We start from the raw sequence: 11,921 nt of genomic DNA, 5'->3' as shown, positions 1-11,921 counted from the left end.
AAGCCCGCTCCCACATTTTCTGATCGGGTTATCAGGGTTAGATCTTCGGCGGGCCGGGGTAGCCGCAATGGGCCCAGGATTGCGGGCGGAAGTACCAGGCCATGATCACCAGCTTGAGCAGTGAGCCCTGGCCCATGCGCAGCAGGTTGAGGTAGCTGTTTTCCCAGCGGTGCAGGAAGTTGCGAATCTGCTCGCTGCTGGCGTTTTCCCAACTGCCCCAGATCCCGGTCAACGGGCCGCGGGTGATACCCATACCCAGTACGTCGAACAGTTGCTGGGTGAGCTTGAACATCTCCGGCGACAAGTGCTGCAGGCTGTAGTCGAGTTTTTTCAGGGTGTCTTCGATCCCGGCGACCACGTCCTGGGCGCTGGCGGCGCCTTCGAGCAGCACCGGGATGACCGCGCGCAGGAACGGCAAATCACTGCTGCGCAGCATGGCAAAGCCGCTGGCCGGGGTGCTGCTGGAGCAGCCACTGAGGCTGGCGCCGAGCCCGGCGGTGGCCAGGAACGCGCTGGCGCACAGGCCGATTTTCAAGACGCCGCGCCGCGACAGCGCAGGTGAATCAGTCAGGCTAGGGTTCATTGTTATTGTTATCCCGAGGGTGTGTTATCAACGGATAAACAGCTTCTGAATCAATTTCTGGATCGACTTGCCGTACGGCGGGTAGATCAACTTCGCCGCGTTCAGGCGCTGCTTGACCAGCACACCCTTGGCCTTGCTGAACGTGAGGAACCCTTCATGACCGTGGTAGTGGCCCATACCGGACGGGCCGATGCCGCCAAAAGGCATGTCGTCCTGAGCCACGTGCAGCAGGGTGTCATTCAGGCACACGCCGCCGGAGTGGGTCTCGTGGAGCACGCGGTTCTGCTCGCCCTTGTTGTAGCCGAAGTAATACAGGGCCAACGGGCGAGGGCGCTGGTTGATGTAGGCAAACGCCTGGTCGATGCCGCGATAAGGCACGATTGGCAGCACCGGGCCGAAGATTTCGTCCTGCATCACGGTCATGTCATCGCTGACATTCAGCAACAGGCTATGGGCCATGCGCCGAGCCTGGCCTTGCTCGTAAAGTGGAATCAGGGTGGCGCCTTTGTCGGTGGCGTCTTTGATGTAGGCATTGAGCCGGGCCTGTTGCCGCTCGTTAATGATGGCGGTGTAGTCCGGGTTGTCGGCCAGGGTTGGATAAAACCCACGGACTGCCTTGGAGTAAGCCTCGACAAAGCCCTCCACTCGGTCTTCCGGCACCAGCACATAGTCCGGCGCCACACAGGTTTGCCCGGCGTTCAGGCATTTGCCGAAGGCGATGCGCTCGGCGGCGTCCTTGAGTGGCACGTCGGCGGAGACAATGGCGGGCGACTTGCCGCCCAGCTCCAGCGTGACCGGCGTGAGGTGCTCGGCCGCCGCGCGCATCACGTGCTTGCCGATGCTGGTGGCGCCGGTGAATAACAAGTGATCGAAGCGCAGTTTGGAAAACGCCATACCCACTTCGGCCTCGCCCAGCACCACGCACACCAGGTCCTCGGGGAATATTTTCGCCAACAGTGCCTTGAGCAGCGCGCCCGTGGCGGGTGTGGACTCGCTGAGTTTGAGCATCACCCGGTTACCTGCCGAAAAAGCGCCGACCAGCGGGCCAATGGCCAAATACAGTGGGTAGTTCCAGGGCACGATTACCCCGACCACACCGAGCGGCTGGTAGATGACTTTGGCTGACGCTGGTTGGAAGGCAATGCCCACAGCGCGACGGGAAGGTTTCATCCAGCCTTTGAGGTGTTGGCTGGCGTAGTGAATGCCATGCAGGCTCGGCATCAGTTCGGCGAACAGGGTTTCGTCGGCGCTACGGTGGCTGAAGTCCTGGCTGATCGCGTCGATCAGCGCCTGGCGCTCGTCGCTGAGCAAGTCGCGCAACGCCTTGAGCCATTGCTGGCGTTGCTCGGCGGGCGGCATCGGGTTGGCCGCATAGGCGAGACGTTGGGCGTCGAACAAGCCCTGGAGTTGATCCAGCGCCTGGGCGTCTTGCAGGTAGGCAACGTTGGCAGACATGGCGCAGTTTCCGATTGTCATTGGAATGCATCATTTATTAGAGTCATTGCTCTAAAATGTCAAATAACATTGCAGCAACATGCGGATTTATCCTGAGCAGGATAGGCCGTAAGATGCTTCATCACGTGTTCAGAAGCTGATCCCCTATGGCACCACGAGTAAAGACCAGCGAGCGCATTGTGCAAACCAGCCTGGAGCTTTTTAACCAGCAGGGTGAACGCAGTGTCAGCACCAACCATATCGCCGCCCATATGGAAATTTCCCCGGGCAACCTGTACTACCACTTCCCCAATAAGCAGGCGATCATCGCCGTGCTGTTTCGTGAATACGAAGCCCTGGTAGACAGTTTTCTGCGCCCGCCCCAAGGCCGCGCCGTTACCGTCGAAGACAAACGCTTCTACCTGCAGGCCGTGCTGGCCGGCATGTGGCGCTACCGTTTCCTGCACCGTGACCTTGAACACCTGCTGGAAAGCGACCCGGAACTTGCCACCGGCTACCGGCGGTTTTCCCAGCGCTGCCTGATCCAGGGCAACGCCATCTATCAGGGGTTTGTCGATGCTGGCATCCTCAATATGGACCCCGTGCAAACCGAAGCGCTGACCCTTAATGCCTGGATCATCCTCACTTCCTGGGTGCGCTTTCTGTGCACCACCAATGAAAACTCCGCTCACTTGAGCGCCGAAGCGATCAAGCGCGGTGTGTACCAGGTGCTGGTGCTGGAGGCGGGGTTTGTCACCGCCGAGGCGAAAGAAGCAGTGGATGCCTTGTTCAAAGAGTTTTACGTGCCGTTGAATCAGGCACTGGAAGAAGTGAAGTAGGGCCTTTCCCCAATCTATTCACAGGAGTCCGTCATGCCGCTTGCCCAACTGATCAGCCCCCAGCAATTGGCCGAGCGCCAACAGCGCGGCGGGCTGGTGATACTGGATTGCCGCTTTGCCCTGGAAGACCCGGACTACGGGCTTTGCAGCTACGCCGAAGGGCATATCGAAGGCGCGCAATATGCCGATCTCGAACGCCATCTCAGCGGGCCGGTGACCAAAGGCGTGACCGGTCGTCATCCGTTACCGGCTGCAGATACGTTGGTTGTGCAACTGCGAGCCTGGGGCATCAACGCCGACACCGACATCGTGCTGTATGACGACGGCCCCGGCGCCTATGCCGCCCGTGCCTGGTGGCTGCTGGCCTGGCTGGGCAAGCGTGATGGCGTGTTTATTCTGGACGGTGGCCTCAAGGCCTGGCATGCGGCAGGTTTCCCGCTGAGCCTGGATGCGCCGGTGGTTGAGCCGGGAACATTCGCCGGTACGCCGGATAATCACCTGCTGTTGGACGCGGAGCACCTGCAAAAGCGCCTGGGCGAACCGGGCATGACCTTGATCGACGCCCGCGCCCAAGCACGTTTTCGTGGCGACGTGGAGCCGATCGACCCGATCGCCGGGCACATTCCCGGCGCGCAATGTGTGGCATTCAACGAAAACCTGGGCAGTGATGGCCGTTTCCTGCCGGCTGAGCAGCTCAAGCAGCGCTTCGCCGCGCAGTTGCAAGGGCGTTCGCCGGATGAACTGGTGGCGTATTGTGGTTCGGGTGTGACGGCGTGCCACAACCTGTTCGCCCTGAGTTTGGCGGGTTATCCGTTGGGCAAGTTGTATGCAGGGTCGTGGAGTGAGTGGATTACTGATCCGGCGCGGAAGATTGCGACTGGCGAATAAATATCCAGTTTGAAAACCCGATTAAGTGTGGGAGCTGGCTCGCCTGCGATTGCGGTGTGTCAGTCAGTAATCGGCCAGCTGACACGGCCTCATCGCAGGCAAGCCAGCTCCCACATTATTTACCGTGTTTCTCCAGCAACCATTGGGGAATGCGGCGCTCCAGGTAGTAGCTGGGGCGCTTCAGCGAGCCGTCGACAAACCCCACATGCCCACCCTTGGCCAGCAACTCGAACTCGGTGCAATCCGACAGTTCGCTGGCTTCAGGCAAGCTGTGTGCGAACACGAAGGGGTCGTCGGCAGCCTGGATGATCAGGGTCGGGGTACGGATTTCGCCCAAGTAGTAACGGCTCGACGCGCGGCGGTAATAGTCCTCTGCACTGAGGAACCCGTGCAGCGGCGCAGTCACCCGGCCATCGAAGTCCCAGAACGTGCGCATCTTCTCCAGGGAGCCAAGCGCTTCCAGGGTTTTCAGCCCGTCAGCCCGGCCATCCTGTAGAAACCGGCTCTGCTTGAGGCGGATATACGCCAGCATCTCGCGCATGAAATGCTTCTGATAAACCCGCGAAAAGCCCAACCCGATGCGATCTGCACATTGATCCAGCCGAAACGGCACCGACACCGCCGCCGCGCCTTGCAGCCCGGAAGCTTCGCCGGTTTCTCCCAGGTGCTTGAGCAGCACATTGCCCCCCAGCGAATAACCCACCGCGTACAGCGGAGCCAACGGCCGCTTGGTGCGCAGATGGGCAATCGCGGCCGCCAGGTCTTCGCTGGCGCCCGAGTGATAGCTGCGCGCCAAGAGGTTGGGTTCACCCGAGCACCCACGCCAGTTCAAGGCTGCGCTGGCCCAGCCTTGGGTGGCGAGGGATTTTTGCAGGCCAGCCACGTAGGGCGAATTGGACGAGCCCGTCAGCCCATGCAACACCAGCACTAATGGCGCTTGCGCGTCATGGGGGCCATGCCAGTCGAGGTCGAGAAAGTCGCCGTCGTCCAGCCATAGGCGCTCGCGCTGGCGTTCGATATGGGTGGTAGGGCGCCACAATGGGCCCCAAAGCGTTTGCAGGTGTGGGTTGCCGAGGCCGAAGGCGGGTTTGAACAGGTCGACGGAAGGGGTCATGGATATCTCTGTAGCGAGCGAGCTTGTTGTGGCGAGCGGGGCAAGCCCGCTCGCCATAAATCAGGCGGCGCTTTCCACCAAGCGGTGCCACAACGCGTAATACACTCGACCGGATTTCTGTTCCCGGTGCAGGCGCCAGGCGCCCGGCAGGCCGAGGGTAGACGGTGCAGTCTCGCTCTCAGTGTAGACCCACGCGTCCGGTGCCAGCCATTGGCGCTCTTCCAGCAACGCACACACTGTCGGCAGCAGGTTCTGGTTGAACGGCGGGTCGAGGAACACCACGTCGTACTCGGTGGCCGGCTGGGTTTCCAGGTAGCGCAGCGCGTCGGCGGTCTGAACCTGGCCGGTGGTGCAGCGCAGGGTGCCCAGGTGTTCCTTGAGGCTGGAGACAGCCACATTGCTGGCATCCAGCGCCTGGCCCTGGGCCGCGCCACGGGACAGTGCTTCGAGGAACAGCGCGCCGCTGCCGGCAAACGGGTCCAGTACCTTGGCCCCGCCGATGTACGGCGCGAGCCAGTTGAACAGGGTTTCACGTACGCGATCCGGCGTTGGGCGCAGGCCGACGACGTCGGGGAAGCTCAGCTTGCGGCTGCCCCATTCGCCACCAATGATGCGCAGTTGGCCCACACCGTTATGGACGTTGTGGACGGGTTTTTTTGGGCGAGATGAACTGGCCATTAATGCTCCGGAACCCCGAGCGGCTGCTCGGCAGGTTTATCAGTGGGGGGCGGTAGTGGCTTTTGCGCAATCGTCGGGCCGGCGGTCACGATGACCATCTTGTCGGCGCTCAAGTGTTTATTCATGGCAGCCTTGACCTGTTCTACGGTCAGGGCCTGGGATTGTTTCATGAAATCTTCCAGATAGCTCAGCGGCAGGTTGTAGAAACCCATGGCGCCCAGCTGCCCGACGATATCGGCGTTACTCGCGGTGGACAGCGGGAAGCTGCCGGCCAGTTCGCGCTTGGCGTCATCCAGTTCTTTCTGCGTCGGGCCGGTCTTGAGGTAGTCGGCCAGCACGTCTTCAACCAGGCGCAAGGTGCCGCCGCTCATTTCGGCGCGGGTCTGCAGGTTGATCATGAACGGGCCGCGCACCTGCATCGGCGAGAAGCCGGAGTACACGCCGTAGGTCAGGCCGCGCTTTTCGCGCACTTCGCTCATCAGACGGGTGCCGAAGCCACCGCCGCCGAGGATCTGGTTGCCCAGGGACAAGGCGGCGTAATCCGGGTCGGCGCGGTCGATGCCCAGTTGTGCGAACAACAGGTGCGTCTGCTTGGACGGGAACTCGATATGGCTCAGGCCAGCCTTCGGCTCGGTTGGCTGGGCGATCTTCGCCAGGGCCGGGCCTTTAGGCAGTGATGCGGAGACCTTGGCGGTCATGGCTTCGGCCTCGGCGCGGGTCAGGTCGCCGACCACGGCAATGACCGCGTTGCCCGCCGCGTAAGCCTTGGCGTGGAACGCCTGTAACTGCGCGAGGGTAATTTTCGGGATGCTATCGGGCGTGCCTTCGCTCGGGTGCGCGTAAGGGTGGTCGCCGTACACGCGCTTGAACAGTTCAAGGCTGGCCAGCTTGGCAGGGTTTTGCTTCTGGTACTCAAAACCGGCGAGGATCTGGTTCTTGATCCGGGCCAGGGAATCGGCCGGGAAGGTCGGCTTGCCGATCACGTCGTCAAACAGTGCCAGGGCCGCATCGCGCTTGTCGCTGTCGCTCAGGCTGCGCAGGGACACCAGCGCCATGTCGCGGTAGGCGCCATTGCCGAAGTCGGCGCCCAGGCCTTCAAAACCGCTGGCAATCTGGCTGACATCCTTGCCCGGCACGCCTTCGTTAAGCATGGCGTTGGTCAGCAGTGCCACACCGGGACTGTTGCCATCCTGGCTGCTGCCGGCGGCGAACAGGATGCGCATGTCGAACATCGGCAGTTCATGCGCTTCGACGAACAGCACCTTGGCGCCCTCGGCGGTGGTCCAGGTTTGCACGTCAAGCTTGCGGTTGGTCGGCGCCTTGCCGTCCAGCTCTGCGAGGGATTGCAGTTTGTTGGCCGATTGAGCGTTGTCCAATGCCTGGCTGGCTACGGACTCGCTCGGGCGCAGGAAGTACACGGCACTGGCTGCAATCAGTGTGACGACGACCAGGCCAGGAAAGATCAGCCGGCTGCTTTTGCGATCACTCATGAGCGGTCTCCTCAGGCAAAACATGGGCGACGCTCAAACGCTCGCGGGTGAAATAGGTACGTGCGGCTTTCTGGATATCTTCCGGCGTCACGCTTTGCAGGTCGGCCAGTTCGGTGTCCATGAGCTTCCAGGACAGGCCGACGGTTTCCAGGGAGCCGATGGCCGTGGCCTGGCTGGTAATGGAATCACGTTGGTAAACCACGCCGGCAATCACCTGAGCGCGGATACGCTCCAGCTCTTCAGCGGTCGGCGGTTTGGCTTTCAACTCGTCCAGCAGGCGCCACAGGCCGGCTTCGGCTTGGGCAATGGTCTTTTTCTTCTGCTGGTTCGGAGTGGCCGTCAGGGTGAACAGGCTGTCGCCACGGGTGTAGGCGTCGTAGCTGGTGGAAGCGGCGGACACCAACTCTTCACCGCGCTCCAGTTGCTCCGAGATGCGCGCGCTGTAGCCGCCATCCAACAGGGCCGAGAGCAGGCGCAGGGCTTGTACCGAGCGTTTGTCTTCGGCGGTGGCCAGGCCCGGTACGTTGAAACCGAGGATTACGCTCGGCAACTGGGTCTGCACGTGCATGGTCAGCAAGCGCTCGCCGGGTTCGGCGAGCTCCAGCGGGATCTTGGTGGGTGGCACATCACGTTTGGGGATCGGGCCGAAGTAGCGCTGGGCCAGGTTTTTCACCTCGTCCGGGGTCACGTCGCCGACCACCACCAGCGTGGCGTTGTTCGGCACGTACCAGGACTGGTACCAGTGGCGCAGTTCTTCGACTTTCATGCGTTCAAGGTCGGCCATCCAGCCGATGGTCGGCGTGTGATAGCCGCTGGCCGGGTAGGCCATGGCCTTGAAGCGCTCGTAGGCCTTGGACATTGGGTTGTCGTCGGTGCGCAGGCGGCGCTCTTCCTTGATGACCTCGATCTCGCGGCTGAACTCATCGGCCGGCAGGCGCAGGCTGGCCATGCGGTCGGCTTCCAGTTCGAAGGCGACGCCCAGGCGATCACGGGCCAATACCTGGTAGTAGGCGGTGTAGTCGTCGCTGGTGAAGGCGTTCTCTTCGGCGCCCAGGTCGCGCAGGATCAACGAGGCTTCGCCGGGCCCGACCTTGGCACTGCCCTTGAACATCATGTGTTCTAGGGCGTGGGACAAACCGGTCTGGCCTGGTGTTTCATAGCTCGAACCCACCTTGTACCAGACCTGGGAAACCACCACCGGTGCACGATGATCTTCGCGCACGACCACTTTAAGGCCGTTATCCAGGGTGAATTCATGGGTGGGTTGTGGGTCGGCAGCCAAGGCTGAAAGGGGCAGACAAACTGTGCCGAGCAGCAGGCCAGCGGCGCGGCGGGCTAGAGCATTCATTCGTTTTTAAACCTGTTGGGTTGCCCGCTTGGTCTTAGCGTCGGCGGGCGAGGAGGTGCTAGGATACTGATCCGATTTGGACACGGCCACTGCGGCTGTCATCTTGTCCCGGATCCAGTCGTAGGAATGTTGGAGTAGATGGTGGGTTTCCCCGACGATCTTCCACTTTTCGCCGATTTTATCGCTTCAGTCCTTTATTGAAACGATTTGTTGAGGCCTTTATTTACGCCTTACAAAATGTTGCGCATGAACAAGCGAGCGTTAAAGCAGTCTGTTCTGCATCGAATTTATTTACCGAGGCGCCCTGGCGCATCGCTACTTTGAGATAGCCGTCCTCCATGTTTGGTTCCAACGACGACAAGAAGAGCCCAGCTGCGGCTGGCGAGAAAAAAGGCCTGTTCGGATGGCTGCGCAAAAAGCCGCAGGAAACCGTCGTCGAACAGTCGCAGGTTCAACCTGAGCCTATCCCAGAGCCTGTACTGGAAGCCGAACCGGTCGCTGAAACCCCGGCGCCGATCGTGTTGCCGATGGCTGAGCCGGTATTGCAGCCAGTGGAACAGGTTGAGCCAGAGCCAGAGCACAAACCGTGGCTGGAACTGCCGGTGGCCGAAGAGCCCGTGGCCTTGGTCGAAGATGTGCAGGCTGAGCACGTGACGCCGCCGATTCCAGTCGTGGTTGAGCCGGTAGCGGTTGTGGTCGAAGCGCCGCCAGCCATCGAAGCATCTGCGCCGGTAGTTGTAGAGCCAACACCGGCCCCCGTGGTTGTTGCCGCGCCTGCCGTTATCGAGCCGCCGGTCGCACCAGAGCCGGTCGTCGTTCCCGCCGAAACCAGCAAGACCGGCTTCTTCGCCCGTCTCAAGCAAGGCCTGAGCAAGACCAGCGCCAGCATCGGCGAAGGTATGGCCAGCCTGTTCCTGGGCAAGAAGGTCATTGATGATGAACTGCTGGAAGACATCGAAACTCGCCTGCTGACTGCCGACGTGGGCGTCGAAGCCACTGCGGTGATCATCCAGAGCCTGACCCAGAAGGTCGCGCGCAAGCAGTTGACCGACGCCGATGCGCTTTACAAATCCCTGCAGGCCGAGCTGGCTGCGATGCTCAAACCCGTCGAAGCCCCGCTGGTGATCACGCCGAACAAACCGTTCGTGATCCTGGTGGTCGGCGTCAACGGCGCCGGCAAAACCACCACCATCGGCAAGCTGGCCAAGAAACTGCAGTTGGAAGGCAAGAAAGTCATGCTTGCCGCCGGTGACACATTCCGTGCCGCCGCCGTGGAGCAGCTGCAAGTCTGGGGTGAGCGCAACAAGATTCCGGTGATCGCCCAGCACACCGGCGCCGACTCCGCCTCGGTGATCTTCGATGCCGTGCAAGCCGCCAAGGCCCGTAACATCGATGTGTTGATCGCCGATACCGCCGGTCGCCTGCACACCAAAGACAACTTGATGGAAGAGCTGAAGAAAGTGCGCCGCGTGATCAGCAAGCTCGACGCCGAAGCACCGCACGAAGTGTTGCTGGTGCTCGACGCCGGCACCGGCCAGAACGCCATCAGCCAGGCCAAACAATTCAACCAGACGGTGCAACTGACCGGCCTGGCATTGACTAAGCTCGACGGCACGGCCAAGGGCGGCGTGATCTTCGCCCTGGCCAAACAGTTCGGGTTGCCGATTCGTTATATCGGCGTCGGTGAAGGCATCGACGACCTGCGCACCTTTGAAGCCGAACCCTTTGTACAGGCACTTTTCGCCGAGCGGGAGCGTTCATGATTCGATTCGAACAGGTCGGTAAACGCTACGCCAACGGGCATGTGGGCTTGCATGAGCTGAGCTTTCGAGTGCGTCGCGGCGAGTTTTTGTTTGTGACCGGCCACTCGGGTGCCGGCAAAAGTACATTGTTGCGCCTGTTGCTGGCGATGGAGCGTCCTACCACCGGCAAGTTGCTGCTGGCGGGTCAGGACCTGGCCACCATCAGCAATGCGCAGATTCCTTTCCTGCGCCGTCAGATTGGCGTCGTGTTCCAGAACCATCAGTTGCTGTTTGATCGTACGGTGTTCAATAACATTGCCTTGCCGTTGCAGATCCTCGGGCTGTCCAAGGCTGAGATCGTCAAACGTGTGGATTCGGCGCTGGAGCGCGTGGCGCTGTCGGACAAAACCGACCTGTACCCGGGCGACCTGTCCACCGGCCAGCAACAACGCGTCGGTATCGCCCGCGCCATTGTTCACCGCCCGGCCTTGCTGCTGGCGGACGAACCCACCGGTAACCTCGACCCGCGTCTGGCGGCCGAGATCATGGGCGTGTTCGAAGACATCAACCGATTGGGCACCAGCGTGCTGATCGCCAGCCACGACCTGGCCCTGATCGCCCGTATGCGCCACCGCATGCTGACCCTGCAACGTGGCCGCCTGATCGGTGACGGGGAGGCCGGCGTATGAGTGCGACACGCAGCCCTAAAGTTTCCGAGCGCGTGGCGCCCAAAGCCGCCGACCCGCAACCGCAGAAGAAAAAACGCGACGATGACGATGGCCCGGATTTCGGTACGCTGCTGCGCGCCTGGATCGAAAGCCATCGCGCCAGCCTGCTCGACAGCCTGCGCCGCCTGGGCAAACAGCCGATTGGCAGCTTTTTCACCTGCCTGGTGATGGCTGTGGCCCTGAGCCTGCCGATGGGGTTGTCGCTGCTGCTTAATAATGTCGAGCGCCTGGGTGGGTCCTGGCAGCGCGCGGCGCAGATTTCTCTGTACTTGAACCTCGACGCCAACACCAAAGACGGCGAGAGTTTGCGTGATGACATCAAGAACCTGCCGGGTGTCGCAGATGCTGAGTACATCAGCCGCGACCAGGCCCTTGAGGAGTTCCAGCAGCAATCCGGCCTGGGCGAGGCGCTCAAGGAGCTGCCGCAGAACCCGCTGCCGGGCGTGGTGCTGGTAACGCCGAATGAAGTCGACAAGCCGGCCCTTGAAGCCCTGCGACAAAAACTCGCAGAGATGCCCAAGGTGCAACAGGCTCAACTTGATCTAGTCTGGGTAGAGCGCCTGGCCGCGATCCTCAAGCTGGGCGACCGCTTTGTGTTTGGCCTGACGGTGCTGTTGGTGTCTGCATTACTTTTGGTGATAGGTAATACCATTCGTCTTCATATTGAAAACCGTCGCACCGAGATAGAAGTGATTAAACTGGTCGGCGGCACGGACAGCTATGTGCGTCGTCCATTTCTGTACATGGGCGCGCTTTATGGCTTTGGTGCGGGGATTTTGTCCTGGGGTGTGCTGGCGTTTGGCCTTGATTGGCTGAACGACGCGGTAGTCGGGCTTGCCGGTTTGTACGGCAGCGATTTCGCCTTGGCTGGCGTGCCGGTCGCCGATGGGCTGTCACTCTTGCTTGGCGCGGTATTGTTGGGGTATATCGGTGCCTGGATTGCGGTCGCTCGTCATTTACGTGAGCTGGCGCCGAAGTAGTTAATGTCAGATTAATGTGGTTTCGTTTGTATTGACCGTATTGGTGGTTTAGGGAACTTGTCCTACGGTTCCCGGTCAATTTTCGCAGTGCTGAACT

Annotated in this window: 11 protein-coding genes; 5 read left to right on the top strand and 6 right to left on the bottom strand. The window is 61.1% G+C overall.

Translation table 11 applies throughout. The features are described from left to right. Positions 1–37 precede the first annotated feature (37 nt). Positions 38–583 (bottom strand): hypothetical protein, encoded by a 546-nt coding sequence (locus ACI77D_RS07635; RefSeq protein ID WP_053258498.1) that lies wholly within the window; start codon positions 581–583, stop codon positions 38–40. A gap of 27 nt (positions 584–610) precedes the next feature. Further along, a complete protein-coding gene (locus ACI77D_RS07630; protein WP_407016342.1) occupies positions 611–2,038 on the bottom strand; it encodes a coniferyl aldehyde dehydrogenase in 1,428 nt (475 codons plus the stop codon). Positions 2,039–2,184: 146 nt separating this feature from the next. Between ACI77D_RS07630 and ACI77D_RS07625 the strand changes: the two genes are divergently transcribed. Together ACI77D_RS07625 and ACI77D_RS07620 are read left to right on the top strand one after the other, a co-directional pair. Then, on the top strand, positions 2,185–2,856 hold the full coding sequence (locus ACI77D_RS07625; RefSeq protein ID WP_064454566.1) for a TetR/AcrR family transcriptional regulator: 672 nt from the start codon (positions 2,185–2,187) through the stop codon (positions 2,854–2,856). A gap of 33 nt (positions 2,857–2,889) precedes the next feature. Continuing rightward, entirely contained in the window at positions 2,890–3,744 is an 855-nt protein-coding gene (locus ACI77D_RS07620) for a sulfurtransferase (protein ID WP_407016341.1), read from the top strand. Positions 3,745–3,859: 115 nt separating this feature from the next. Here the strand turns inward: ACI77D_RS07620 and ACI77D_RS07615 are convergent, their stop codons facing one another. The 4 genes from ACI77D_RS07615 to ACI77D_RS07600 are packed head-to-tail and all read right to left on the bottom strand — an operon-like array spanning position 3,860 to position 8,374. After that, positions 3,860–4,858, bottom strand: coding sequence for a hydrolase (locus ACI77D_RS07615; protein WP_407016340.1), 999 nt, complete (start codon positions 4,856–4,858; stop codon positions 3,860–3,862). Between the two features lie 60 nt (positions 4,859–4,918). Continuing rightward, entirely contained in the window at positions 4,919–5,536 is a 618-nt protein-coding gene (rsmD, locus tag ACI77D_RS07610; protein WP_064454563.1) for a 16S rRNA (guanine(966)-N(2))-methyltransferase RsmD, read from the bottom strand. Then, a complete protein-coding gene (locus ACI77D_RS07605) occupies positions 5,536–7,026 on the bottom strand; it encodes a M16 family metallopeptidase (protein ID WP_407016339.1) in 1,491 nt (496 codons plus the stop codon). Before ACI77D_RS07605 ends, rsmD begins: the two co-directional genes overlap by 1 nt. Next, on the bottom strand, positions 7,019–8,374 hold the full coding sequence (locus ACI77D_RS07600) for a pitrilysin family protein (protein WP_064454561.1): 1,356 nt from the start codon (positions 8,372–8,374) through the stop codon (positions 7,019–7,021). Before ACI77D_RS07600 ends, ACI77D_RS07605 begins: the two co-directional genes overlap by 8 nt. 338 nt (positions 8,375–8,712) lie before the next feature. On the opposite strand from ACI77D_RS07600, the gene ftsY reads away from it, so the two are divergent. From ftsY to ftsX, 3 genes are read left to right on the top strand one after another with little or no spacing between them, the layout of a single operon-like run. Continuing rightward, positions 8,713–10,137, top strand: coding sequence for a signal recognition particle-docking protein FtsY (gene ftsY, locus ACI77D_RS07595; RefSeq protein WP_407016338.1), 1,425 nt, complete (start codon positions 8,713–8,715; stop codon positions 10,135–10,137). Next, positions 10,134–10,805 (top strand): cell division ATP-binding protein FtsE, encoded by a 672-nt coding sequence (gene ftsE, locus ACI77D_RS07590; RefSeq protein ID WP_003213784.1) that lies wholly within the window; start codon positions 10,134–10,136, stop codon positions 10,803–10,805. Before ftsY ends, ftsE begins: the two co-directional genes overlap by 4 nt. Then, positions 10,802–11,824 carry a permease-like cell division protein FtsX gene (gene ftsX, locus ACI77D_RS07585; RefSeq protein WP_407016337.1) on the top strand — a complete coding sequence of 341 codons (1,023 nt, stop codon included), beginning with the start codon at positions 10,802–10,804 and terminating at the stop codon, positions 11,822–11,824. Before ftsE ends, ftsX begins: the two co-directional genes overlap by 4 nt. Positions 11,825–11,921: the final 97 nt, after the last annotated feature.

It is taken from the genome of Pseudomonas sp. O39, from assembly GCF_045447295.1.
Lineage (GTDB): Bacteria > Pseudomonadota > Gammaproteobacteria > Pseudomonadales > Pseudomonadaceae > Aquipseudomonas > Aquipseudomonas antarctica_A.
The sequence above is the reverse complement of the archived record's forward strand: the minus strand, read 5'-3'. Positions and strand labels throughout refer to the sequence as shown.